24 protein-coding genes and 1 riboswitch are annotated in these 23,169 nt (G+C 49.2%); of the genes, 13 read left to right on the top strand and 11 right to left on the bottom strand.

Going from position 1 to position 23,169, the window contains the following annotated elements; all coding sequences use genetic code 11:
- Positions 1-10 precede the first annotated feature (10 nt).
- The 4 genes from AC8GDC_RS00325 to pheA form a co-directional block, all read right to left on the bottom strand.
- A complete protein-coding gene (locus AC8GDC_RS00325) occupies positions 11-1,033 on the bottom strand; it encodes an NAD-dependent epimerase/dehydratase family protein (RefSeq protein WP_506557897.1) in 1,023 nt (340 codons plus the stop codon).
- Positions 1,030-1,782 (bottom strand): glycosyltransferase family 2 protein, encoded by a 753-nt coding sequence (locus AC8GDC_RS00320; protein WP_506557896.1) that lies wholly within the window; start codon positions 1,780-1,782, stop codon positions 1,030-1,032. The genes AC8GDC_RS00325 and AC8GDC_RS00320 overlap by 4 nt, the downstream gene beginning before the upstream one ends.
- A complete protein-coding gene (locus AC8GDC_RS00315; protein ID WP_506557895.1) occupies positions 1,779-2,975 on the bottom strand; it encodes a nucleotide sugar dehydrogenase in 1,197 nt (398 codons plus the stop codon). Before AC8GDC_RS00315 ends, AC8GDC_RS00320 begins: the two co-directional genes overlap by 4 nt.
- Positions 2,976-3,128: 153 nt before the next feature.
- Positions 3,129-4,076 carry a prephenate dehydratase gene (gene pheA / locus AC8GDC_RS00310; protein WP_506557894.1) on the bottom strand — a complete coding sequence of 316 codons (948 nt, stop codon included), beginning with the start codon at positions 4,074-4,076 and terminating at the stop codon, positions 3,129-3,131.
- Positions 4,077-4,279: 203 nt separating this feature from the next.
- On the opposite strand from pheA, the gene AC8GDC_RS00305 reads away from it, so the two are divergent.
- Positions 4,280-4,963, top strand: a complete 684-nt coding sequence (locus tag AC8GDC_RS00305) for a class I SAM-dependent methyltransferase (RefSeq protein WP_506557893.1) — start codon at positions 4,280-4,282, stop codon at positions 4,961-4,963.
- Positions 4,964-4,965: 2 nt separating this feature from the next.
- Here the strand turns inward: AC8GDC_RS00305 and AC8GDC_RS00300 are convergent, their stop codons facing one another.
- Positions 4,966-5,775, bottom strand: coding sequence for a M15 family metallopeptidase (locus tag AC8GDC_RS00300; protein WP_506557892.1), 810 nt, complete (start codon positions 5,773-5,775; stop codon positions 4,966-4,968).
- 47 nt (positions 5,776-5,822) lie between these two features.
- A riboswitch (TPP riboswitch) is annotated at positions 5,823-5,933 on the top strand.
- Positions 5,934-5,963: 30 nt separating this feature from the next.
- Between AC8GDC_RS00300 and AC8GDC_RS00295 the strand changes: the two genes are divergently transcribed.
- Genes AC8GDC_RS00295 through AC8GDC_RS00285 form a run of 3 tightly spaced genes read left to right on the top strand, consistent with a single transcriptional unit; the run spans position 5,964 to position 9,317 of the window.
- Positions 5,964-6,926: a thiamine ABC transporter substrate-binding protein gene (locus AC8GDC_RS00295; protein ID WP_506557891.1), complete on the top strand. Its 963-nt coding sequence runs from the start codon at positions 5,964-5,966 to the stop codon at positions 6,924-6,926.
- Complete coding sequence (locus AC8GDC_RS00290; protein WP_506557890.1) at positions 6,886-8,505, top strand: ABC transporter permease; 1,620 nt, start codon at positions 6,886-6,888, stop codon at positions 8,503-8,505. The genes AC8GDC_RS00295 and AC8GDC_RS00290 overlap by 41 nt, the downstream gene beginning before the upstream one ends.
- Before the next feature lie 32 nt (positions 8,506-8,537).
- Positions 8,538-9,317: an FkbM family methyltransferase gene (locus AC8GDC_RS00285; protein ID WP_506557889.1), complete on the top strand. Its 780-nt coding sequence runs from the start codon at positions 8,538-8,540 to the stop codon at positions 9,315-9,317.
- Here the strand turns inward: AC8GDC_RS00285 and AC8GDC_RS00280 are convergent.
- On the bottom strand, positions 9,314-10,171 hold the full coding sequence (locus AC8GDC_RS00280; protein WP_506557888.1) for a DNA-methyltransferase: 858 nt from the start codon (positions 10,169-10,171) through the stop codon (positions 9,314-9,316). The two genes, AC8GDC_RS00285 and AC8GDC_RS00280, sit on opposite strands and share 4 nt — an antisense overlap.
- Before the next feature lie 18 nt (positions 10,172-10,189).
- Here AC8GDC_RS00280 and AC8GDC_RS00275 point away from each other — a divergent pair, with 18 nt between their 5' ends.
- Positions 10,190-10,522 (top strand): GNAT family N-acetyltransferase, encoded by a 333-nt coding sequence (locus tag AC8GDC_RS00275; protein WP_506557887.1) that lies wholly within the window; start codon positions 10,190-10,192, stop codon positions 10,520-10,522.
- 3 nt (positions 10,523-10,525) lie between these two features.
- On the opposite strand, the gene AC8GDC_RS00270 is transcribed toward AC8GDC_RS00275, so the two are convergent.
- The 3 genes from AC8GDC_RS00270 to AC8GDC_RS00260 all read right to left on the bottom strand — a co-directional run bounded on the left by AC8GDC_RS00270 (position 10,526) and on the right by AC8GDC_RS00260 (position 13,991).
- The gene (locus tag AC8GDC_RS00270; protein ID WP_506557886.1) at positions 10,526-11,389 is read right to left on the bottom strand and encodes an alpha/beta fold hydrolase; all 864 of its coding nucleotides are present in this window, start codon (positions 11,387-11,389) and stop codon (positions 10,526-10,528) included.
- A 79-nt stretch (positions 11,390-11,468) separates the two neighbouring features.
- Positions 11,469-12,017: a thioesterase family protein gene (locus AC8GDC_RS00265; RefSeq protein WP_506557885.1), complete on the bottom strand. Its 549-nt coding sequence runs from the start codon at positions 12,015-12,017 to the stop codon at positions 11,469-11,471.
- Complete coding sequence (locus AC8GDC_RS00260; RefSeq protein WP_506557884.1) at positions 12,018-13,991, bottom strand: M13 family metallopeptidase; 1,974 nt, start codon at positions 13,989-13,991, stop codon at positions 12,018-12,020.
- Positions 13,992-14,030: 39 nt separating this feature from the next.
- Here AC8GDC_RS00260 and trhO point away from each other — a divergent pair, with 39 nt between their 5' ends.
- Positions 14,031-14,942, top strand: coding sequence for an oxygen-dependent tRNA uridine(34) hydroxylase TrhO (gene trhO, locus AC8GDC_RS00255; protein ID WP_506557883.1), 912 nt, complete (start codon positions 14,031-14,033; stop codon positions 14,940-14,942).
- 43 nt (positions 14,943-14,985) lie between these two features.
- Entirely contained in the window at positions 14,986-15,639 is a 654-nt protein-coding gene (pdxH, locus tag AC8GDC_RS00250; RefSeq protein ID WP_506557882.1) for a pyridoxamine 5'-phosphate oxidase, read from the top strand.
- Here the strand turns inward: pdxH and AC8GDC_RS00245 are convergent.
- Positions 15,636-16,130 (bottom strand): PIN domain-containing protein, encoded by a 495-nt coding sequence (locus AC8GDC_RS00245; protein WP_506557881.1) that lies wholly within the window; start codon positions 16,128-16,130, stop codon positions 15,636-15,638. The two genes, pdxH and AC8GDC_RS00245, sit on opposite strands and share 4 nt — an antisense overlap.
- Positions 16,127-16,372 (bottom strand): ribbon-helix-helix domain-containing protein, encoded by a 246-nt coding sequence (locus AC8GDC_RS00240; protein ID WP_506557880.1) that lies wholly within the window; start codon positions 16,370-16,372, stop codon positions 16,127-16,129. The genes AC8GDC_RS00245 and AC8GDC_RS00240 overlap by 4 nt, the downstream gene beginning before the upstream one ends.
- A 120-nt stretch (positions 16,373-16,492) precedes the next feature.
- On the opposite strand from AC8GDC_RS00240, the gene AC8GDC_RS00235 reads away from it, so the two are divergent.
- From AC8GDC_RS00235 to AC8GDC_RS00210, 6 genes are read left to right on the top strand one after another with little or no spacing between them, the layout of a single operon-like run.
- On the top strand, positions 16,493-17,161 hold the full coding sequence (locus tag AC8GDC_RS00235) for an FHA domain-containing protein (protein ID WP_506557879.1): 669 nt from the start codon (positions 16,493-16,495) through the stop codon (positions 17,159-17,161).
- Positions 17,158-17,646 (top strand): FHA domain-containing protein FhaB/FipA, encoded by a 489-nt coding sequence (locus tag AC8GDC_RS00230; RefSeq protein WP_506557878.1) that lies wholly within the window; start codon positions 17,158-17,160, stop codon positions 17,644-17,646. The genes AC8GDC_RS00235 and AC8GDC_RS00230 overlap by 4 nt, the downstream gene beginning before the upstream one ends.
- 5 nt (positions 17,647-17,651) lie before the next feature.
- On the top strand, positions 17,652-18,896 hold the full coding sequence (locus AC8GDC_RS00225; protein ID WP_506557877.1) for a PP2C family protein-serine/threonine phosphatase: 1,245 nt from the start codon (positions 17,652-17,654) through the stop codon (positions 18,894-18,896).
- A 2-nt stretch (positions 18,897-18,898) separates the two neighbouring features.
- Entirely contained in the window at positions 18,899-20,275 is a 1,377-nt protein-coding gene (locus AC8GDC_RS00220) for an FtsW/RodA/SpoVE family cell cycle protein (RefSeq protein WP_506557876.1), read from the top strand.
- Positions 20,272-21,723, top strand: a complete 1,452-nt coding sequence (locus AC8GDC_RS00215) for a peptidoglycan D,D-transpeptidase FtsI family protein (RefSeq protein ID WP_506557875.1) — start codon at positions 20,272-20,274, stop codon at positions 21,721-21,723. The genes AC8GDC_RS00220 and AC8GDC_RS00215 overlap by 4 nt, the downstream gene beginning before the upstream one ends.
- On the top strand, positions 21,720-23,144 hold the full coding sequence (locus tag AC8GDC_RS00210) for a Stk1 family PASTA domain-containing Ser/Thr kinase (RefSeq protein WP_506557874.1): 1,425 nt from the start codon (positions 21,720-21,722) through the stop codon (positions 23,142-23,144). The genes AC8GDC_RS00215 and AC8GDC_RS00210 overlap by 4 nt, the downstream gene beginning before the upstream one ends.
- Positions 23,145-23,169: the final 25 nt, after the last annotated feature.

Below are 23,169 nucleotides of genomic sequence, written 5' to 3'. Positions count from 1 at the left end.
CAGCCTTACCTTAAATTGTCCCATTCTGGATGGCCGAGCGAATCCAAGGGATCACTTCATCTAGCATATCCGACAGGTTGGTGTCGGCTGAAAAATCCAAAACGGACTTTGCTTTGGTTGTATCAGGTATGCGCCTCTTCACATCAAACTCGAAGCCATCACTTTGAAGAATTTCGAGCGTAGCCGTGTCCCCATGGATTTTTGTCCAGATTAACTCGAGCAGATCCAAAACCGTATGTCCGGTGCTTGTTGACAGATTAAAGTCCTCGTTCATGGCCCCGGGATGCTCGAGGGACAAAACAATACCCTTAGCTAGATCCCCGCCGTATGTATAGTGTCTCACCTGACTTCCGTCGCCAAGAATCGTTACCGGATTCTGTCCGCGAAGTACTTTTTGGACCAGATCCGGCACTACATGGCTCATCGCGAGCTTCACGTTTCCGGACTCTATCTCCACATCCCCTAAGGCACGGGATTCACCGATTCCTACACAGTTAAATGGTCGAATGATTGTGTAAGGAAGTTTGTACTGATCCCAAGCAGCACGGGCAAAGTACTCCACGGCTAGCTTTTGAAATCCATAAGACGAAAGTGGGGGTGGGACTAGACGCTCGTCGCCCTCTTTACTAGGCCATCTATCTGTGGATTCGAAGACCATGGATGAACTCATGTACGTGACTTTTTTTAAAGTGCCGTCCTTGATTGCTTCGATTGCAGCGTCGCAAGCGGCGGCGGTGATTCTCTCGTTTTTTGCAAGTAGATCGTAAGCATAGGTATGAAAGTAGGAGATTCCTCCGATAAGGGCAGCTCCAGCAATAAAGTGGTCACAGCCCCTAAGAGCTTGTCTCATAAATGCGGCATCCGAAGCATCCCCTTCGATCAAGGTGTAATGCGGATGCGAGTCGTAGCTTTTCTCAATTCGCCCATACTTTGAGAAGTTGTCGACTCCAACAACTTCGTATCCTTGACTAAGCAATTCCTCGACGATGTACCCGCCGATAAAACCGTTGGAGCCAGAAACTAGAACCTTCAAGACTTACCCCTTATTGTTTTTAGAGTTTTTGCTGCCTCACTATGAATTTTCTCGAAGCCCAAACCAAATAAGTACCACTTGAGATAGCTGGGCAACCACTTCGTGAGTTGAAAATTTGACTTACCAAACGACCTGTCAATCCAGGTAGTTGGTATCTCCGCCACTGGCTCGTTTAACCTTCTGGCTTTTGCAACGAGTTCAATTCCAATTTCGAACCCGTCCTTGCTGTGGATTTTCACTGATTCGACAAATAAGCGATTGTAAGCCTTGAACGAGTTTGTTACATCTCGTGTTCCAACTCCTGTTAGAAAAGCAAAGGTTCTACCCGCTAACTTTGAGAGAGTCCTTTTCAACCTTGGGCCACCTACTTGCTGACCCCCTGGCATGTATCTAGACGCTGAAGCTATAACAACGCCTCTTTCCACAAGTCGAGTAAGTTCATCAATTTGGGATGCGTCATCGCAGCCATCAGCCATGCTCACAATTACTGTCGCAGCTCTAGAGTTCTGAATACCAAATCGGATCGCATTTGCAGGACCTGGTCCGTAGGTGTTGATTAATAGCTTGATACTTGGAATTTCCTTTGATAGTTCTCTAACGGATGGGGCCGTAGTATCACTTTCGTTGTCTACAACAACGAGGATCTCATTGCTGGTTGCGACCAAGTTATGAATTCCTCTCAGGCCCGGTATTGCTTTGTCTCCTTCGTTGTAAGCAGGAATAACAATTGAGACGCTAGGGGTGGTCAAACGCGGACCCCTTTACCAGTTAGGCCCCAAACATCCACTAGCAACTTCTCGGACTGAAGCGAGGCATATTCCTTGTGGGGGGTAGCGATTATTAAGATGTCCGATTGTGAAACAACTGTTTCTAAGGGCAGAAGATTGGGGTCCGTCTCTTTGGTGACCATCGGGTCCGTGCAGATTACAGTTTTGGCCTTAAACTCCAAAACTCGCTTGAGTTTGTAAGACAGCGAACTGCGTATATCATCTGAGCCTGCTTTAAAGCTCATGCCTAGGATTCCAACGGTCATCGACCTCAAATCATGCTTTTCTTCCAGCTTTGAAACCACATAAAGAGGTAAGCCCTCATTCACGAGCATTGCCGAGTGGCCCAGTTGGAATTTGTTGTCGGAGAACGCTGCCAGTTGCATGGTGTCCTTGAAAAGACAAGGTCCGGCTGCAAATCCAGGGCCCGCCATATCGGCTGCTCGCGGGTAGTTGTGCTGCATTGCAGACCGGATAACTTCAAAATCTAGGCCCCGTTCGTTTGCCATCATGAAGAATTGATTTGCCATGGCAAATTTCACATAGCGCCAAGAGTTTGTGAACAGCTTGGCTAGCTCCGCCTCTTCCGGACTGAGTCTGATTACTTCTTGGGTGAGACTGAGAAATAGGTCCCTGGTTCTTTCAAATCCTCGATCAGATCGAGATGCCACAATCTGAGGCAACGAAACTAGCTCTTCGACGGCTTTGTGCTCCGCAATTCTTTCGGGGGCGAATGAGACGTCAATGTCTAGCCCCCACCTTGCCACGAGGTCTTCAATCTGACGAGTCACTCCGGGGAAGATTGTTGACCTAAGCACCAACAGTTGCCCACCCTTGAAGTGGCTCTTGCTGACCTCTAGAGCTTTGCTCAAAGCGTTTGGGTCCGGATTTAAGTGCTCGTCTACCGGAGTACCAATAACAACAACTACTATCTCGCCCTCAGAAATAGCGCTTGGGTCAGTGGATGCGGTCAGGTTTCCATTTGCCAAAGCTTTTGTTAGGAGAGCATGGGCTCCTGGCTCCCAAAAGGGCATTTCTCCTGACAAAATCTTGGCGACTGTTGCCTCTGAAGTGTCGTAGATTGCTACCTTAAGCCCAGAATCTGCCAACATGATTGAAAGTGGCAGCCCGACGTGCCCGCCACCGCCAATTACTACTACGCTAATGAGGCCCATCCCTATTGATCCAAGAATTCATTAAACAACAGCCTACCCAAGGCGGGCGCGCCCTCAAAAGGGCTTTGAATCTAAATCACCCTGTACATGGTTCAATTTGAGCGACTTGCGCATGATTTTGTGGTCATCGGATTTGACTTATGGCTCTAGGGGCTAGCGGCGCCTAATACCTTCTAGCCATTTACTCGCATCCGCATACTGGCCATTTGAGTTATTGCCTGACGGAGTAGTTTGTTGCTTATCTGCTCTTGGGTATGAACCAAGAAAGCTCACCTTGGGGCTGAATCTGTGAAGCCCCGCAAGGGCTTCTCCCACTGACTCATCCGAGACATGGCCTTCGGCGTCAATGTTGAATCGGTACCTTCCGAGTTTGTCCCCGATTGGTCGTGACTCGATTCTTGTTAGGTTCACGCCTCTGGTTGAGAACTGCTCGAGCATGGCAAGCAGTGCTCCAGGCTGATCGGATGGAAGTTCAACAATCACAGAGGTCTTGTCGGCTCCAGTTGGTTTAGGTAAATCTCCTGCCAAACCAATCTGGATGAATCTTGTCTGAGCCTGCTTGTTCTCACCAATGTGCTTAGCCAGTGTGATGAGTTTGTGGTGGTTGGTAATGGTTGGTGCAGCGATAGCTGCATCAGCTTGTTCTGAAGTCAACAAGGCAGCAGCTGCCGCTGCTGTTGAGGTTGCAGGAAGATGAACGTGCTTAGGAAGTTTTTCAAGTAGCCATTTGCGGCTCTGGGCGTAGGCAACCGGGTGGGTTGCAATTGTCTTGATATCTGAAAGTTTTGTGCCGGGTCTTGCAACCAGGTTGAAGCTAACAGGAACGAGGTACTCTCCGTAGATTCTGATCTTGTCTGTTCCGGCTAGGGCATCCAGAGTTGCTGATACTCCACCTTCTATTGAGTTCTCAACAGGAATGATTGCTCTTTTGGCTTTGCCTGAAATCACAAGTTCGATTGCCTCCGCCACATGGTTCACTGCAATCTTCTTGGCGTTCTTCGACTCTTTGACTTGAGCAAGGGCAAGTTCAGTGAAAGTTCCAACTGGACCTAAGAATGCGAAGGTTAGGTTGGTCGTGGGCTTTGAAGTCTTGGCAGGCATAAAGACAAGGTTAGAGGAAAATTTCCGATTTCTTGGGGCTGCCCTCCTGTTTTTAGAGAAATTGGTTTGGGTTGCGAACCTAAAGTTGACCAGGCATCGATTCCGAATGTTCTGAATCTGTGCCTGACACTCAATTCCCGTAACCGTTTCTTGGGGCCACCGCCGAAAGGATAGTTAACACCTTCTTCAGATAGCATAAGGTTATGGACGATAAGAGCGCTTTGTCGAAGCTGTACATTCGCAGGTTCCCAGCTTCCAAGAGAGAAAATAAGAAGAAAATCTGGAAGGTACTAATTGACGGGTACTTTCAAAAGGAAGTTGATTCTGCGGGTGGGGGTAAAGTCCTCGAGATTGCTTCAGGCTATGGTGAGTTCATTTCTCAAATAAATGGTCGGGAGAAGTTTGCCGTCGACCTGAATCCCGACGCTGCGGCCTTTGTAGGTGAGGAGGTGTCTTTTTTTTGCCAAAGCTCGAGAAATCTTGATTCGCTTGGCCTAAAGGATCTCAACGTAGTTTTTATCAGTAATTTCTTAGAGCACCTAGAGAGCAAATCGGACTTGGAAGAATTACTAGACAGTATTCATAGTTGCCTAGTATCAGGCGGCAAACTAATAATCCTTGGCCCAAACCTTCGTTATTTGCCCGGCGAATACTGGGATTTTTACGACCACCGCCTTGGGTTGACGCATTTATCTCTTTCCGAAATTCTTGAGCTAAAAGGCTTTGCGCTGGATCGCGTGATTCCAAAATTTCTGCCATATTCCGTGAATGGGCGACTTCCCTCTCACCCTCTGCTAGTCCGCTTGTACCTTTGGTTTCCACTTGCGTGGAGGATTCTGGGTAGACAATTTCTTGTTATAGCTTCTAAAGAAATTGTCGCGAATTGACACTAATAGCTTTGGGCAAACTCTAGGCCCCAAAACTCTTCCAAAGTACTTACTCCCCTTGTCTTCATCTCCCCAGCTAGCTCAACACCCACATACCTAAAATGCCAAGGCTCGTATTGGAAACCTGTAATCGGTTTGTATCCCTTGGGGTATCTCAAGATGAAGCCATACTCATGGGCATTTCCTGCAAGCCATTTGCCTGCTTCGGTGTTGCCAAAACAAACCATAATCACGCAGCCCTGACCCCTAACTGAGAAATCGGCTGCGAGCCCCAGTTGGTGTTCCGAGTGTCCAGGTCTAGCCGAGAGTTTTTCGGCGACAGCAAGCCCTCGGGTGTCTCTAGTTCTGTTGTATAGACCCTGCTGATTTTTGTAGGTTCTAAATCCACTGTTCAGGATCAAGGTGCCGATGCCCTCTTCAGCCATGGCTGAAGCCATCTCTTCTGTTGCTAGGGCTGCTTCTTCTCGCAGCTGCAGACTAAAGGGGTTTTGAACTTTTGGCTTCGCAAAGGCTGGAAAGACTAGATTGCCCGGCTGGTACTTAAGTGGCGATATCTGTCTTTGTTTGTTCACAACCACCCAGATCGAATCTGCTTCGTCAATCGAGTATTTCGGTGGGTCAAAAATGGTCGCAGGTTTGGCTTGGACTTGGTCAGCGATGGTCTGGATTGACTCGGGAAGGTTGGCTACCTGATCGGAAAACATCTTTGGCAAGCCAAGAGCTCCGGCTGCGCCAACTAGCAAGGCCCCAACAACTGAGAGAGTAATCAAGCGCCGAAGGCGCATTGATACCCGTCCGTTGTTTTGAGGCATATGGTCAGCCTAACTTTGCTTGCAAAGATTGCCTTGGAGCTTAGACTTATAGATAACACGGGAGTTTGGGTAAACCAGACTGAGAGGAAGACTAAAGTCTTCGACCGTCGAACCTGATCTGGGTAATGCCAGCGCAGGGAGGACACTCTTGATACATCCCGTGCCTACCGAAACTAAAGGGGCACGAAATGAACAAACTGATTTCACTACTTGCTGGATCCAGCTTGCTACTCGCAGGCTGCGCACCAGCTGACCAAGTAGCCACCAAGGTCACCTTGGTTGCTCACGATTCCTTCGCTATCTCAGACGAGTCAATAGCTGAATTTCAGGAAGCTTCCGGCTTTGAGCTGGAAATCATTCGAGCTGGCGATGCCGGAAGCCTTACCAACCGTTTAGTTCTCACCAAAGACTCGCCGATTGCTGATGTGGTGTTTGGTATCGACAACACCTTCCGAGGTATCGCTGATGAGAACGGCATCATCGAAGGTGACTTGGTTGCAGTCGACTACGCAGACGTTTGTTTCAACTACGACAGGCTTTGGTTTGAAAAACGCGGCATGAAACCTCCTGCATCCTGGAGAGATTTGACCAAGCCTGCTTACAACAGCCTTACTGTTGTCACGAACCCTCTCTCTTCTTCCCCGGGTTTAGCTTTTCTAGCCACCACGGTTGCTGCCTTTGGTGAGCAAAGTTTTGAGCAGTACTGGAAAGAGCTTAGAGATAACGGGGTGATGGTTGCAGCCGGTTGGGAAGAGGCTTACTTCACTTACTTCTCTGGCTCCTCAGGTAATGGTGAATATCCAATTGTTTTGAGCTATAGCTCCTCCCCTGCGGCCGAGATCCGAGAGGACGGTAAGTCACAAACAGCTGCGCTGATGGATGAGTGCTTCAGACAAACCGAGTTTGTTGGAACCCTTGCAGGAGCTTCTAACCCAGAAGGTGCAAAGGCTCTGGTTGAGTTCTTGCTTTCAGAATCTTTCCAGAACACCATGCCTGGGTTGATGTATGTGTATCCGGTAAACGAGAAGGCAGTCATTCCTGCCGCGTGGTCCGAGTTTGGCCCTGCAGCTACATCAACCATTGGTGAAGACTTGAGAATCTCTTCCCACCGTGAGAAGTGGCAAACCAAGTGGTCAGCAATCTTTGATTAGAAAACTGCTCTGGGCGATACCGCTAACCTTCGCAGCGGTCTTGTTCTATTGGCCAATCGCCAAGATAACCTCCTTAGGATTCTCTGGCGATTGGCTAGCCACGCTTTCAGAACCAAAGACTCTCGAGGTTATTTGGTTCACCCTGTGGCAGGCGGCTGTTTCAACTCTTGTGACGCTTGTTATTGCGATTCCCGGCGCATACCTCTTATACAGAAAATCATTCCCAGGGCAAAGGCTAGTCAAGGCTCTAATCACTGTTCCCTTTGTTCTTCCCAGCATCGTGGTGGCCGTTGGTTTCACTGTCTTTAGAAACGTCCACGATTTCTGGATAGAAATAGGTCTTACCTTCTTATCTGACCCGATTTATTGGATCATCGCTGCCCATGTGTTCGTCAACTACTCGATTGCAGTTAGAACCATTGGCGGTGTCTGGGCTGGCCTCGACACTGAAATAGATGAGGCAGCTGAGCTGGATGGTGCCGGAAGGCTCCGCACCCTGCTGGCCGTTTCTTTACCCCAGCTTCGACCTGCGATCTTTTCAGCCGCTGCTCTGGTGTTTCTATTTTCTGCAACCAGCTTTGGAATTGTCTTGGTACTTGGCGGCGGCAAGGTGCAAACAATAGAGACGGCCATTTACTTTTCAGCTGCCCAGTTTCTGGATCTTGAGGCAGCTGCCGCACTGGTTTTTGTCCAGACCCTGATCACAGCAGCCGCTTTTCTAGTTGGGTCGTCCCTTGCCAAAGGAACAGTCGGTCTTGAGCAAGTCTTTGAGGGCACGCGCAAACCTCGGGTGGACAAGCGTGACTGGCCGGCTTCGGCACTCACAGCTGGCATTGTTGTGGGTCTTTTGGTTATGCCAATGCTGTTGGTATTGGTCGAAGCTTTCAAGGTAGGTGATGGCTGGGGTTTCACCAACTTTGCAAACTTGGGAACTCGCGGTGCAAGAGACCTCCTTAACATTTCAGTTTTGGATGCTGCTGCAAACTCGCTTAGAAACATGGTTGTTGCCGCAGCAATCGCCTTTGTCCTTGGAACGCTGATTTCCTGGCTGCTGGTTAGAACCAAACAAAAGCTTTGGGACTTGGTGTTTCTGGTTCCTTTAGGAGTATCTAGCGTTGTGCTCGGGTTTGGATTCCTGGTTTCATTTAATGTTGCCTGGTTCCCACTTAGATCCTCCTGGTTGATTGTTCCGCTAGCGCAAGCATTGATTGCACTTCCTATGGTCATCAGGCTGGTTTATCCAGCGCTTATTTCGATTGGCAAAGAGCCAATCGAACAGGCAGCTCTTGATGGGGCTTCCTCTTGGCAAATCTGGAGATTTGTTGAATCAGGAATGATCAAGGGGGTTTTGCTTACTGCTGCAGGCTACGCAGTGATTATTTCTGTTGGCGAGTTTGGTGCAAGTAGTTTCCTTGCCTACGGATCAGAAGGAACCATCCCAACATTGTTGTTTCGTTTGATTGCTAGACCTGGTGAGCAAAACTATGGAATGGCGATGGCTGTCTCAGCCATCTTGATTATTTTTGTGTTGTTAGTGATGCTGCTACTCAGCAGATACTCAAGGAACAAGCAGGCTTAGAGCCAGTTGTTGCTAACTGGTAGCCTTGACCAATGCCCCGCCTAAAGAACTTTGTTTCCAGCATTCTGTTGGCTTTTGGGTATTCAATCAACTCCAAGTCCAAGAAGAAGCTTCTTGGAGATTTGATTCGCCTTCCCCAAGGGGTGGGTATTTCCCCAGTTGAAGCACGCCAAGCTTACAAATCGTCCAAAAGTCAGCTAGGCCAGGATCTTCTTGCCCTAATTGGTTCAGGTATAAAGAAGCCTGGCTTCTTTGTCGAGTTTGGTGCTGCTGATGGTGTTGCTCTCAGCAATAGCTACCTACTGGAAAAGGAATTTGGCTGGTCAGGTGTTCTTTGTGAGCCAAGTAGAAGTTGGCATGAGGATCTAAAAAGAAACCGCTCCTGCATCGTTGATACTCGGTGCGTTTACTCAAGAACCGGTGAGCAGATCAGCTTCTCAGAGAACTACATCGGTGAGCTCTCGGGCATAACTGAGTTCACGGGCGGTGATAATCACGGGATTCTAGACAGAACAACTGCCTCGTATCAGGTGGAGACCATTTCCCTACTTGATCTCCTAAAGAGCCACAAAGCCCCCAAGCACATCGAATTTCTCTCTGTAGACACTGAAGGTAGTGAGTTCGAGATTTTGAACGCCTTTGATTTTTCCCTGCACTCTTTTGGAGCAATCTGCGTTGAGCACAACTACCTAGAGAACAGGCCTAAGGTAAAACAGCTTCTCGAAGCCAATGGCTACCGTCAGGTCTACCCTGAGCTATCTGAATTTGATGACTGGTTTGTTTTGAAAACAAACCAGAACATTCCTGGCTAAGCCCTAACCAACTCGTACTCGACACCTTCAAGCCGCTGCTGAATAACTTCTAGCGCCTCTGGGTTTTGATCGACCAAAACGAATCTTCTGCCCAACATGTTGGCAACAACTCCTGTTGTTCCAGATCCAGCAAAGAAGTCCAAAACGACGTCTCCTTTTTTGCTACTTGCCTGAATGATTCGGCGCAGGATTCCAATTGGCTTTTGGGTTGGATACCCTGTCTTTTCCTTGCCAGTTGGGGAAACGATGGTGTGCCACCAGACATCGGTTGGAAGCTTGCCTTTGGCAACCTTCTCTTCTGTGACTAGTCCTGGTGCCATGTATGGTTCGCGGTCAACTGTTTCTGAATCGAAGTAGTACTGCTTAGGATCTTTGACAAAAACCAAGATGGTGTCGTGCTTGGCTGGCCAGCGCGATTTGGATTTGCCTCCGTAGTCATAGGCCCAGATGATCTCGTTCAAGAAGTTATCTGGTCCAAAGAGGGAATCAAGAAGCACCTTGGCGTAGTGAGACTCTCGGTAGTCGAGGTGTAGATAAAGGGTTCCTGTTGGTTTCAAAAGTCGGTGTGCTTCTTGGAGCCTTGGCTCCAAGAAGGCCCAGTAATCAACGAACTGGTCATCATAGGAAAGTACTTGGGATTTGACCGTCTCGTACCTTTTACCCTTGAACCCGACTCGGTCACCCTCGTCGTTTCGACGGGTGGTTTCCTTGGATCGTTGCTGGGAGCGGCCAGTGTTGAACGGTGGGTCGATATAGATAAGGTCAATGGATTCAGTCGGAATAGACTGCAAAATGGCAAGGTTATCCCCGAGATAGACGGTGTTCTTTAGAACAGTGTTCTTAGGGTCACTCACAAGGGAAAGATTAACACCATGGAACCAAAAGTGATTCACAACCAAGAAGCTCACAGATACGAGTTGTGGTTGGAAGATAAGCGCATAGGTCTAGCTGACTACTCTTTGATGCCAGGAGAACGCCACTTTGTCCACACCGAGGTTGATCCAGATCAGCAAAACAAAGGCTATGCCGCTGATCTAATGCGTGAGGCTTTGGCGGATGTTAGGGCTAACTCGAATGACAAGGTTGTTCCGGTTTGTTCATACGTAGTTATGTATATGAAAAGGCACCCAGAAACCCATGACCTTCTCAAAGGCTCCATTGAAGACGCTATTGCTGCTTGCCGTTGGCCGGGAGCTAGGGGCTAGTTTCTAGCTAACTCTCTGATTGACCCAAGTCACAAGGTCATCAATGATGGCTTCTTTGTTGAGCTCGTTATAGATCTCGTGTCTGCACTCGTGGTAAACGTACAGTTCAATGTCGTCAATGCCAGCGTTTTTCCTATAAGCCTCAACAAGAGCCTTGTTGGAATACTCTCCACCGATTGGGTCAGCTTCGCCGACCTGCACCAAGATCGGCAGATCACGCCTTACGTCCTTGGAAGGTTTTCCAAACATCTCCAGCGAGTTCTTGATTCCAAGCACCTGGGCTGCAGCAGCTAGGAAGGTCAGCGGGTCTGCAACGAACTTGTTCTGAATTTCAACATCTCTTGAGAGCCACTCGTAGCCAGTTGATCCAGGAAGTTTCTTCCAGACCTTGTTGAAATCCCCTGTTGCAAGATAGCCAGGCATGGTCAAAGCGGAACCCGAAAGTATGACTGCGTCGTACATATCTGAATACTTGTTGATTACCTTCTGAGCGATGAATGATCCCCAACTGTGTCCAAGAAGAACAAGTGGTCGGTTGGGGTTTTCGGCCTTGATTAGTTTTGAAAAGTCGGCCACTTGCTTGTAAGTGGCTTTCATTCCTCCAGGACCTAGGTTTCCCAATCGCTTGATTTGTTTGTTCTCAAGCTGTTTGACACCAGTTTGACCGTGACCTCTGTGGTCATCGGCATAGACGCTAAAGCCAGCCTTGTTCAGCGTTGCTGCCATTGCGTCGTATCTTCTGGCGTGCTCGCCTAGACCGTGAGCTATCTGGATCACAGCTTTAGGTTCTGCAACCGGCCACTCGTAGAACATGATCTCGACTCCAAAGTCATCTTTGAAGGATCTCTTGATTGGTAGATCTGTCATTGTTCGTAGCCTTTTCTCTTCTAGTTAGTTCTGATCAAAGTCTGTCGCAAAAAGCTTTGCGTTGGTTGTTCTCTGTTGTTTAGTCCCAGTTGCTTGGTGCTGGTTCTTTGCCCTTGGGCAAAGAAGATGATTTGGACCAGGCAGCTACCCACTCGGGAAGCTTGGGAACAGGGCCTGTCCAAGGGGTCACTTCAAGCAGTTCTTGTGGTGTGACGATACCTCTGGAGCGCTTTAGGAAGCGTATGCGAACTACTGCCCTGGCATAGATTTGATGCTTGACAACGAATCTTTGTTCAAAATAGAAAGCCTCATCGGTCCAGCCGATGACCTTGCTTTCTAGTGTGAATTCTTGCCAAAGCTCTAGGGACTTTCTAAAAGTGATGTTCTCGGCAACAACGACCGGATACCAACCGAGCTTTTTCCACTTGTTCCAGATGCCTGTGCGTTTTCCGTGGTCGTATCTTGCAAGGTCAAGGATGGTTAGAAAAACACCGTTATTCATATGGGCGTAGATATCTAGATCGGTTGGCCAGACACGAAACTTTCTTTTGGCAACTTCGTGAATCTGAAGGGGTGATCTTGTTCTCCAGCTAACTAGCTGAACAATAAGTCTTAGCCAAAGCTTCATTTACCAGATGCTCACTCGCTGCGACTGATCTAGCCAGAGCGCATCTTCAGGGGATAAATCAAACGCTTCGTAGAACGCATCAATGTTTCGAACGATCTGGTTACAACGGAACTCCGGTGGTGAGTGTGGATCGGTAGCAAGTCTCTGCAGCACCATTTCATCTCTTCCCTTGGTTCTCCAAGCCTGAGCCCAGGAAAGAAACAGTCTCTGCTTTGCGGAAAGTCCATCAATTGGTGCTGGCTCTGATCCGCCGTTGTCCTTTAGTGAAATAAGGTATGCGCGGTAAGCAATTCCAAGACCGCCGAGATCTCCAATGTTTTCTCCAATGGTTAATTCACCGTTGACCTTGTTCTCATCCGGCAATTGAGCTGGGGAAAGTTCATTGAACTGGGAGATCAGACTTGCAGTTCGCTCCTCGAATGCTTTGCGGTCAGCATCTGACCACCAGCTAATTAGTGCTCCGTCTCCGTCGTACTTTGAACCTTGGTCATCAAAGCCGTGACCGATCTCGTGACCAATAACGGCGCCGATTGCTCCAAAGTTCACAGCATCATCTGACTCGAGTGAGAAAAATGGCGGCTGCAAAATTGCTGCTGGGAACACAATCTCGTTGAAGCCTGGGTTGTAATAGGCGTTCACTGTTTGAGGGGTCATGAACCACTCTTCGCGGTCAATCGGAGAGCCGATCTTTTTCATCTCTCGATCTAGTCCCCAAGAGGTCACTCGCTTGACGTTGCCTACAAGATCGTTTCGGTCAATAGCAATGCTTGAGTAGTCTTTCCACTTCGTCGGGTAACCGATCTTTGGTGTGAACTTTGTTAGCTTCACAAGTGCCTTCTTTTTGGTCTCATCGCTCATCCACTCCAATTCCTGGATGCTCTCGCGGTAAGCCTGAATCAAATACTCAACAAGTTGATCCATCTTGGCTTTAGCTTCAGGCGGGTAATACTTCTCAACGTAGATCTTTCCTACCGCTTCACCAAGTGATCCTTCAACAAGAGAGACTGCTCGCTTCCAGCGAGCGCGGTTGACCGGTGCGCCGGTCAACTTGGTTCCATAGAAGGCAAATCTTTCATCCACGAACTCTTGAGACAGGTAAGCAGCCTTCGAAGAAATTACGTTCCAGCTCAGCCAGGTCTTTAGATTCTCTAGCTTGCTCTCGGAGTAAACAGCGCTCAGACCTTCAAAGAAGGAAGGCATCATCACGATGGACTCAGCAAGGACCTTCGGGTCGATGCCCGCTCCTTCGAACCAGAGGTTCCAGTCGAAGGTGGGTGTGAGCTTTTGTAGGTCAGCGAACTTGGTTGGGTTGTTGGTCTTGTCGGCATCGCGAGTAGCAACGTTGTCCCAGTGCTTTGAGGCAAGTGTTGTTTCAAGCTCAACAACTGTTTTTGCAGCAGCTTCTGCCTTGTCTTTGTCCCAGCCTGCGAGCGCGAACATCTTGCCAACATGAACCTGGTAAGCCTCAAGGATTTCTTTGTGCTTGTCTTCGCGGTAGTAAGCCTCATCAGGAAGACCAAGTCCACCTTGGTAAAGGTTGACCTGGTACCTGGTTGGGTCGTTTGGGTCGTTATCGACATACATCCCGAAGGTGCCGCTGGTTCCGGTTCTTTCGAACTCTCCTAGCAACCTGGTTGCTTCTCCAATGGTCTTTAGCTGCGCAACTTGGCGAAGATCTGCCTTGATGGGTTCTGCGCCAAGCTCGTTTGCCTTTGCTTCGTCTAGGAAGCAGGCGTAGAGATCTCCGATTTGCTGGCTGACGCCTGGTTTTGGGTTAGCTGCTGCTTCTTCCAGGATTAGCTTGACGGCTTCTTCAGAAGCGTCGGCAAGCATATGAAAGCTTCCGTAGATGGCCTTATCTTCGGGGATAGCGGTGTTATCGAGCCAGGTGCCATTGACGTGTCTAAATAGGTCGTCTTGGGCTCTTGTTTGCTTGTCTAACGAGGAGGCGTCAATGCCTGGGAGAAGTTTCATCCCTTTATCCTAGAAGACCCTGAGGGATAGAATTTTGCTGTGGACCTGCAGAAAATCATTCTTTACTACGGCTTTGCTCCGGTTCCGGACCCCGAAGCCATGAAGCTTTGGCAACGCACCCTGTGTGAATCACTGGGACTAAAAGGTCGCATTCTTATCTCCAAGCACGGCATCAATGGAACCCTTGGAGGAGATATGGAAGCTCTAAAGAAGTATGCCCGCGCCACCAAGGAGTACCCAGGTTTCAACAAGATCGATTTCAAGTGGTCCGATGGAACCGGCAATGATTTTCCCCGACTAAAAGTTCGCTCTCGCAGCGAACTGGTTGCATTCGGTGCTACCGAAGAGCTAAAGGTTGGACCTAAGGGAATCATCGGTGGCGGCAAGCACCTAAAGCCCGAAGAAGTAAACCAACTGGTTTCCGAGCGCGGCGATGAGGTTGTGTTCTTTGATGGACGCAATGCTTTTGAGGCCAAGATTGGCAAGTTCAAAAACGCAGTTGTTCCTGATGTTGAAACAACTCATGACTTTGTCAAAGAGATTGAATCTGGAAAGTATGACCACCTAAAGGACAAGCCAGTGGTGACTTACTGCACCGGTGGTATCCGCTGTGAGGTTTTGTCAGTTGCCATGAAAAACCGCGGCTTCCAAGAGGTTTACCAAATCAAGGGCGGCATCGTTCGCTACGGCGAGAAGTATGGCGATAAGGGTCTTTGGGAGGGTTCCCTATACGTCTTTGATGACCGTATGAAGATGGACTTTTCATCCGAGGTTAAAACAATTGGTGAGTGCGAAGCCTGCGGTGGCAAAACCAGTAACTTCCACGACTGCTCTTCCCTTGCTTGTAGAGATCTAGTGCTGCTGTGTGATGAGTGTGTGGCAAAGCCTGAAAACCTAGCTTGCAAGCCAGAGCACACCAGAGGCAAGCGCATTGGCGCTACCGTCGGTTAATTCGTTTCTTTCTTAGAAAACTCAAAAAAGAATTGGTATCCAAATGGATTCGCTAAATCGCCACGAAGACTACGGTCAAGAGTCCCTCGAAGAAGGGCACCTTCTTGATGACCCAATCGCGCAGTTCCAGGCCTGGCTAATCGATGCTGAGCAAGCGCAGATTTACGAACCAAACGCTTTTGTTCTTGGAACAGTTGATTCGCAGAATCAGCCTCGCTCTCGCACAGTTTTGCTAAAAGGCGTCGACGACAAAGGTTTCTTTTTCGCGAGCAACTATTTATCGCGCAAGGGCGAAGCCCTTGAGGTTAACAACAGGGTAAGTGCGGTGTTTGGTTGGTACTCGATGTATCGGCAGGTTTTGATTCAAGGTACCGCTGAAAAAGTTGAGCCTCACGAATCCGATCAGTACCACGCATCAAGACCGCACGATTCCCAAGTTGCTGCCTGGTCGAGCAAGCAATCAAGTCCTATCGAATCTAGATCAGCGCTTGATGCCCAATACGATCAAGCTCTGAAGCGTTTTGAGGGCACTGATGTTCCACGTCCTGATTTTTGGGGTGGATATCGAATTGTTCCTACCAGAATTGAATTCTGGAAGGGTAGATCTAATCGAATGCACGACCGGATTGAATTTGTTCGAACCGTTGGCCCAGATGGCTCCTTTGGTGCCTGGAGCACTTCTAGGTTGCAGCCTTAACTGCGTTGTGATCGTGAGCGGATAATTTGCTCAACAAAACGTCGGGGACTAAGAATCAATCTGCCATTCCAAGGATTTTGCTGAAGCAGTTCTTGATCACTGGTCACGAGAATTAGCGACTCGGTGTGCCTTACAAGATCAAGAATTATGTTGTCCTCAAAATCTTTTTGGTCATGGTTTTGTCGCGCCGGGTCAATAATGGCTCCGCCTGTACTGTGCACTATTTCGGTGAACCCGGTCAAGATGGAACCTACTGTTTTCGAATTGATTCCCATTTCATCGCGAAGCACCCTTGCGGTGTTCAAGAGAATGTGGGGCGAGACAAATAGCTCAAAGTCTTCCCCGTCTAATGCCAAGGACAGACAGTCCGCTGCGGCGTTGGAAGTTTTCGGCGGGACTGAGCTCAGTAAAGGAAAGGTCGAGTCCGAGTGTGTAATTGCGTCAACGTAAACGTTGATGTCGAATACAACCCGGAGCCTGCCAGAGCTCAAGAAGCCAAGACCTTTTTTATTAGGGCTTGAGTCTCCTCCGTTGTGTAGACCTTGCCGCCCATGTCCTCGCGCGCTTCCTGCTGCAACTTGGACATCCGCTCTGCTAGTCGATCCCGGGCAATCTTTTTCATCGCGTAGCGAAGAAATTCAGATCTGTTGCCACCCCCGTATTCGGTGACTAAATCTTCCAAAAGCGCCCGATCTTCATCGGCTATCGCGAATCCCACGGTCTTAGCTCTCATGATTTCTCCTTCGTATGCAACTCATGTGCAACTTTACCCTAGAGCACAGACAATTCCTAGCCGTGGATTGGGATATGTGGAGAAGTAAACTTGTATTTCGCCACCAAACAAGGGAAACGCTTGGGCTTCATAGACAAAATCGAGAAGACTCTAGAAAAGAAGGTCTCTGGCCTTTTTTCCAAGACCTTCAAATCTGGCCTAGAGCCAGTCGAGATAGCCTCAGCCATCAAGCAGGAGATGGATGCCAAGGCATCCATTCTTAGCCGCGACCGAATCCTGGTTCCAAACTCCTACCTGGTATCCCTAAGCCCACAAGATCACCAGAAGCTAGCAAACCTTGGCGAACCACTTCTTGATGAGCTCAAAGCTTTAGCTTCTGAGCATGCTCGAAAGCAAGGATTCCAGTTCGGCGAGTTTCTTGAGATCAAACTCACTTCTTTACCTTCTTTAGTGCTGGGCCAGCTTGAAGTTTCCTCAGAAGCTAAAAAACTAGATGTTGCCTGGATACCGGTGCTGCAAGTTGGAGGGGTAACCCACGAGCTAACTCGTTCGAGAACAACTGTTGGCAGAGATTCCACGGCAGATCTTCAAATCGGGGACAATGGCTTGAGTAGAAAGCACTTTGAGATCCTCTGGGATGGCTCAAGGGCAGCTGTTAGAGACCTTGGCTCCACCAATGGCACCACGGTGGCTGGCAAGAAGATCGACCAGCTGACTATCTCCTCCGGCACGGTGTTTTCAGCCGGTCGAACTGACTTCTTATTCAATGTGATTGCGAGGGCTAAATGAGTGAGCTAGCGCTATTTCTAGTCCGCACCGGATTCCTGGTTTTACTATGGATCTTCATCTTCAGCATCATCTCGGTAATCCGTGCTGACCTATTTGGCCAAAAGGTAGTCTCTCGCGTTACCCAAGCCAATGTCCCAGCTGTCTTTTCTAGCCCAGGGGTTGCCGGAGCTGTTCCTACGCAGCAACTCGATCAAAAGGCCACCAAGCTAGTTGTCACCGGAGGTGACAAGGTCGGAACTGAGATCGCACTTTCCGGAAGGCAGCTATCGATCGGTCGAGCTGGAGATAGCGACCTAATTGTTGATGACGAGTACGCATCAACCCACCACGCCAAGTTGGTATTTATCAACGGCGAGTGGCTAATTCAAGATCTTGATTCCACCAATGGAACTTTTCTGGATGGTCAGAAAGTTTCCACACCACAGCCAGTTGCCATGAACGCCCAGGTTCGAATCGGCCAAACCACCTTTGAGTTGAGGGCGTAGCCACCTTGGGAATCAAAACCGTTTCCTACGCAGCAAGCGATGTTGGGAAAGTTAGATCTTCCAACCAGGACTCCGGCTACGCCGGAGTCAACTTGTTCTTTGTTGCTGACGGTATGGGTGGTCACGCCGGAGGAGACATTGCATCGGCAATCACCGCGCAGCATGTTGCAACCGCCGATGAGCCGGTGGAAAACTCCCAGCAGGCCGAGCAAAAACTAATTGACTATATCTGGCAGGCAAATCAGAAACTAAGCGCATCAGTACAAGCGCACTCGGACCTTGCGGGAATGGGAACAACTTTTTCTGGAATGTTGGTTCACGGAACCAGTGTTTCCATCGGTCACATCGGGGATTCCAGAATCTATCTTGCCCGTGATGGTGTTGTGAAGCAGATCACAACAGATCACACCTTCGTGCAGCGCCTTGTTGACACCGGTCGTATCTCGGAAGAAGAGGCACTAGTTCATCCAAGACGAAGCGTGCTCATGCGCGTGCTTGGAGATGTTGAGCAGTTCCCAGAAGTTGATCTTGAAACCTTTGAAACTAAACCAGGCGATCGCTGGATGGTTTGCAGTGATGGTCTATCCGGTGTTATCCCAGAAGGCCTGATGCACCGCATCATGCTTTCTAAATCCAATGTTCAAGAAGCAACCGATTTGCTAGTTGGTGAAGCGCTGGAATTTGGTGCGCCGGATAACGTGACAGTTGTTTTGGTTGATGTTTTGGATGACAAGGAAGAGATAGCAGCAACGCCTTCTCGAAACTTCGTTGGCTCTGCTGCCAGCGAAGTTGTTATTGAAGAGCGCAAGGGCCGAAGAATCCTGCGGATTCTGAACCCAATGACGCTGATCGAGATGTTGCAAAAGCCAGAGGACCCAACTAGTTTTGCTCCAGAATCCGAAGAGCTTCTAGAAAAGATTCTCAAGGACACCAAAGGTCGAATCCGTGCTCGAAGGCTCCGCCAGTTAGCTACCTATGTATTGCTTATTGCAATAGCAATCTATGGCTTGTTCCTGGCGTATGAGTACACCCAGACCAGGTTCTTTGTTGGAACCAACGATGGAGTAGTTGTTATTTACAAGGGCATCAGGGAAGATCTTGGCCCATTTAGATTCTCAACCGTTTATGAAGTTTCCAGCATCTCAGTCGATTCGCTTACTGACTTCCAGCGCGAAGCGCTGGAGCGCTCAATTGCCACCGAGAACCTTGAAGAAGCCAGAAGAGTTTTGGATCAGCTAGGGGGCAACTAGCGATGAACGCGCTTACCGAAGCCCTCCAGATCTCAAAGCTAATCAAGGTAGTTCCAAGATCTAGAAACCTAGAAGCACTCTTGCTGTTTTTTGCGGCAGGGCTAAACGCCTTTGAAATAGCGCAGATCCAGCTTTCCATTCTGGAAAAGATCACAACCGACTTGTTCACCTATTGGCTACCACCGATTGCCTTTGCTTTTGTTTTGCACCTAATTCTTCGCCGCCGTGCCTCCGAAGCTGACCCGCTGATACTTCCGATTGCTGTTGTGCTCAACGGTCTTGGTATCGCGATGATTTACCGTCTTGATCTTGCAACTATTGCCTCCGGTGGGGCTGAGTTATTTGGAGTGCGGCAGGTGATGTGGACTGGTGTTGCTATGGCAATTGCCGCATTGGTGATTTTGTTTGTTCCTAGCCAGCTGTTTTTACGCAGGTATGTCTATGTTTCTATGGCCGTTGGTATCGCGCTGCTGCTACTGCCCCTTGTCCCAATTATCGGAACGACGATTAATGGCGCAACCCTATGGATTTCCATTTTCGGCATTACTTTTCAGCCTGGTGAAATAGCCAAGATTGCGCTGATCATTTTCTTTGCAGGTTACCTGGTGAACCGAAAAGATTCGTTAGCCGTTGTAGGAAGAAAGATCCTTGGAGTTCGAATTCCAAGGGGCCGTGAGCTTGGGCCTATCTTGGTGATCTGGCTGGCAAGCATTGGTGTTCTAGTTTTGCAGCGCGATCTTGGAACCAGCATTTTGTATTTCGGACTATTCCTGGTGATGATCTACGTTGCAACTGGACGAGCTTTCTATGCCGGCATTGGTGTTGCCATGTTGGTCACAGGCGGACTTGTTGCTTCGCGCGTTTTGGATTATGTATCGCGCCGGTTTGATGCCTGGCTAAACCCGTTCGATCAAGAAAACTACGATGCCGTTGGTGGTAGCTACCAGATTGTGCAAGGCGTCTTTGGAATGGCTAACGGTGGATTGTTTGGAACCGGTCTTGGTGGCGGTGTGCCGCAACTTGTTCCACTGGCCGAAAGCGATTTCATCGTCGCGAGCCTGGCAGAAGAATTGGGTCTTATTGGATTCTTTGCAATTATTGCTTTGTACTTCTTGCTGGTTGCCCGCGGACTAAAAGTTGGCTTTAGGCACAACGACGAGTTTGCCAAGTTGATGGCGGTTGGTTTTGCGTTTGTGATTGCCCTTCAAGTATTTGTTGTTATCGGTGGCGTGACCAGAATTCTTCCTCTGACCGGCCTAACCACACCTCTACTGGCAGCAGGTGGTTCATCGCTTCTTGCCAACTGGATCATCATCGCCATGCTGCTTAGGCTTTCGGACTCAGCAGCTGATCGACAAAGCGAGGTGTCGATTCGATGACTAAAGAACTTAGAAGAGTCTCGCTGGTAGTTGCGGCGATGTTTATAAGTTTGTTTTTCGCTGGAACACTTTTGCAGGCAGTAAACACCGAAGCTGTTGCAAATGATCCAAGGAACGTTCGAAACATCTACGAAAGCTATAAGACTCAGCGCGGACCTATTTTGGTCGATGGCAAACCAATCGCCGAATCTGTTGCGGTGGACAGCGCCTATCGATACCTCAGAACTTATGACAATGAGATTTACTCGGGAGTCACCGGATACTTCTCTGTTTTCCGTGGCGCCACCGGAATCGAATCAGCTGCCAACTCTTACCTCTCTGGTCAAAGCTCCTCCCAGTTTTTCGAACAGGTCAATGCTGTCTTGTCCGGTAACCCCATCACTGGAGCTGCCGTTGAGCTAACCCTCGATCCAAAGCTTCAGCAAGCCGCCTGGGACGCCCTTGGTGACTACCGTGGCGCTTTGATTGCCATTGATCCAGTGACGGGCAACATCCTTGCGATGGTTTCAAAGCCTGGCTTCAACGCCAACCGAATTGCCGGTCACGAAAGCGAGAAGGTCCGCGAGAACTACGCCGAACTTGAAGCTGACGCTGCTAATCCATTGATAAACAAAACTATCGGTGGAGATCTCTATCACCCGGGATCGGTATTCAAGCTGGTGGTGGCTGCTGCCGCCCTGGAATCAGGCGAATACAACAACGCCAGCACTTTCCCAAACCCAGTCTCGGTCAAGCTTCCAGGCTCTTCGTCCGAGGTTTTTAACTCCTCCAGAAGAGCCTGTGGTTCTGATTCGACGGTGTCACTTATTTATGCAATGCGTTACAGCTGCAACGTGCCCTTTGTTGAGTTGGGTCTTGCCTTAGGGCAAGACCGCCTTCGTGCCCAGGCTGAGCTATTTGGCTTCGGTAAGGAAATTCGAGTTCCGATGCTCGCAACCCCGAGTGTTTTCCCAGAAGAAATGGATGAGGCTCAGCTTGGCCTTTCTTCCTTCGGGCAGTTCGATGTTCGGGTAAGCCCGCTGCAAATGGCTCTGATTTCTTCAGCGATTTCCAACGGCGGGCTGATGATGCAACCGAACCTTATTGAGAGCGTGATTAGCCCCAACCTTTCTGTGATCCAGTCCCCACAACCAGAAGTTCTAGCTCAGCCGATAACTGCAGCAACCGCTGAAGCGTTGAAAAAGATGATGGTGCAGTCAGTCTCTAAGGGCGTTGCTAGCAACGCCTCGATTTCCGGAGTGAAGGTGGCTGGAAAAACTGGAACTGCCGAAAACGGTGACAACGAAAGAGTGACTCTTTGGTTCACAGGCTTTGCGCCTTCTGTAAACCCCAAGGTTGCCATCGCACTAGTTATTGAAGATGGCGGCGGAAGAGATTCTGGAGCTAGCGGTAACGGAACCGCCGCACCGGTCGCGAGGTCGTTTTTCAAGGCGGTGTTTGGCCAATGAAGCCAGAAGCCGGACAGATCTATGGAAACCGCTATCGACTAGTTGATCGCATCGCCATCGGCGGTATGGGAGAGGTATGGCGTGCGCACGATGAAGTAATTCTTCGCGACGTTGCAATCAAGATCCTGAAGCCCGAGTTCATGGGTGACCCTGGTTTTCTTGAGCGTTTCCGTGTTGAGGCTCGTCACGCTGCTCGCGTTGATCATGTCGGAATTGCGGATGTTTACGACTACGGCGAAGGATCTGGTTCTGCCTATCTGGTCATGGAACTAGTTTCTGGTGATTCACTAGCTCGCATAATTGAAAAACGCATTCGGCTAACCTCTGTTGAGGTTCTGAGCATCATGGAACAAACTGCACGTGCGCTGCACGCAGCGCACGAGGATGGCCTGGTGCATCGCGATGTAAAGCCAGGAAACTTGCTTATTACCCCCGGCGGGAAAGTAAAGATTACTGACTTTGGTATTGCAAGAGTTGCCGACCAAGTTGCTCTTACTGCTACCGGTCAAGTTATGGGAACGGTTCAGTACTTAGCCCCTGAACAGGCAACCGGTAAACAAGCAACTCCATCGACGGATATTTACTCACTCGGAATTGTTGCCTACGAGGCACTAACTGGAAGAAGGCCGTTCACCGGCGAATCTCAGATGGTGATTGCAATGGCACAGATCAACGACAAGCCCCCTGCCATGGGTCAAGACATCGATCAGCGCGTTCAGGATTTGGTTTTAGCTTGCCTTGCTAAAAAGCCAAACCAGCGACCAGGTTCTGCACTTGATCTTTCAAACCGTGCCAGAGCGCTAAGACTCCAACTTGAGGGAGTTTCTCCAACCGAGATTTTCAATCAGGATCAAACCCCGACGGTAAGAACCAGGGTGATAGAGCCCGATCCGAAAACCGAACCTTCGGAGAAGCCGCCGATTATTTGGCCTTGGCTTGCACTCATTGGACTGCTGTTTGCAGCAGCAGCCGGTGTGATGATCGCAATTGTTTTGAGTTTGATGAGCGAGCAGCAAAGTGAAGTGCCGGTTCCAACTTTTGAGCCAACTGTTGCCCCTTCAGAAACTCCAACTGAAGATTTGACGCCAACGGTGGTTGTTTTGCTTACCGATGTAATCGGTAAGAACGTCGCGGATGCATCTATTTTCTTGAAAGAGCGCGGACTGGTAGTTGATGCGGTTCCAGGGGAACCGCTTGGTCTAGAGGATCCTCGTATCTTGACTGTCTATAAAGCTGATGGCTTAGGCCAGGTGAAAGTTGGAGCAACGGTGAAGATTTACTACTACATCCAACAAACAACGATTCCCGCACCAACTGAGTCAACCCCTGGCTCAGAACCAACAGATGGTTCTATCCCTTTGCCGAGTTCCTCGGTTTCACCCTTTCCTTCCCCGAGTCCTACTGGCGGAAGTGGCAACTGATGGGCTGGGTAATATTGAAGTGTAA

The sequence above is a fragment of the Rhodoluna miladensis (SeqCode) genome (genome assembly GCF_965234705.1).
GTDB classification, from domain to species: Bacteria; Actinomycetota; Actinomycetes; order Actinomycetales; family Microbacteriaceae; genus Rhodoluna; species Rhodoluna miladensis.
The sequence above is the reverse complement of the archived record's forward strand: the minus strand, read 5'-3'. Positions and strand labels throughout refer to the sequence as shown.

Excerpts from the sequence above, each read along its gene's own strand:
- AC8GDC_RS00275 (WP_506557887.1), top strand. The coding sequence starts at position 10,190 with ATGGAACCAAAAGTGATTCACAACCAAGAAGCTCACAGATACGAGTTG.
- AC8GDC_RS00215 (WP_506557875.1), top strand. The coding sequence starts at position 20,272 with ATGACTAAAGAACTTAGAAGAGTCTCGCTGGTAGTTGCGGCGATGTTT.
- AC8GDC_RS00295 (WP_506557891.1), top strand. The coding sequence starts at position 5,964 with ATGAACAAACTGATTTCACTACTTGCTGGATCCAGCTTGCTACTCGCA.
- AC8GDC_RS00230 (WP_506557878.1), top strand. The coding sequence starts at position 17,158 with ATGAGTGAGCTAGCGCTATTTCTAGTCCGCACCGGATTCCTGGTTTTA.
- AC8GDC_RS00305 (WP_506557893.1), top strand. The coding sequence starts at position 4,280 with ATGGACGATAAGAGCGCTTTGTCGAAGCTGTACATTCGCAGGTTCCCA.
- AC8GDC_RS00240 (WP_506557880.1), bottom strand. The coding sequence starts at position 16,372 with ATGAGAGCTAAGACCGTGGGATTCGCGATAGCCGATGAAGATCGGGCG.
- AC8GDC_RS00300 (WP_506557892.1), bottom strand. The coding sequence starts at position 5,775 with ATGCCTCAAAACAACGGACGGGTATCAATGCGCCTTCGGCGCTTGATT.
- AC8GDC_RS00260 (WP_506557884.1), bottom strand. The coding sequence starts at position 13,991 with ATGAAACTTCTCCCAGGCATTGACGCCTCCTCGTTAGACAAGCAAACA.
- AC8GDC_RS00220 (WP_506557876.1), top strand. The coding sequence starts at position 18,899 with ATGAACGCGCTTACCGAAGCCCTCCAGATCTCAAAGCTAATCAAGGTA.
- pdxH (WP_506557882.1), top strand. The coding sequence starts at position 14,986 with ATGGATTCGCTAAATCGCCACGAAGACTACGGTCAAGAGTCCCTCGAA.
- AC8GDC_RS00265 (WP_506557885.1), bottom strand. The coding sequence starts at position 12,017 with ATGAAGCTTTGGCTAAGACTTATTGTTCAGCTAGTTAGCTGGAGAACA.
- AC8GDC_RS00270 (WP_506557886.1), bottom strand. The coding sequence starts at position 11,389 with ATGACAGATCTACCAATCAAGAGATCCTTCAAAGATGACTTTGGAGTC.
- AC8GDC_RS00285 (WP_506557889.1), top strand. The coding sequence starts at position 8,538 with ATGCCCCGCCTAAAGAACTTTGTTTCCAGCATTCTGTTGGCTTTTGGG.
- AC8GDC_RS00210 (WP_506557874.1), top strand. The coding sequence starts at position 21,720 with ATGAAGCCAGAAGCCGGACAGATCTATGGAAACCGCTATCGACTAGTT.
- pheA (WP_506557894.1), bottom strand. The coding sequence starts at position 4,076 with ATGCCTGCCAAGACTTCAAAGCCCACGACCAACCTAACCTTCGCATTC.
- AC8GDC_RS00315 (WP_506557895.1), bottom strand. The coding sequence starts at position 2,975 with ATGGGCCTCATTAGCGTAGTAGTAATTGGCGGTGGCGGGCACGTCGGG.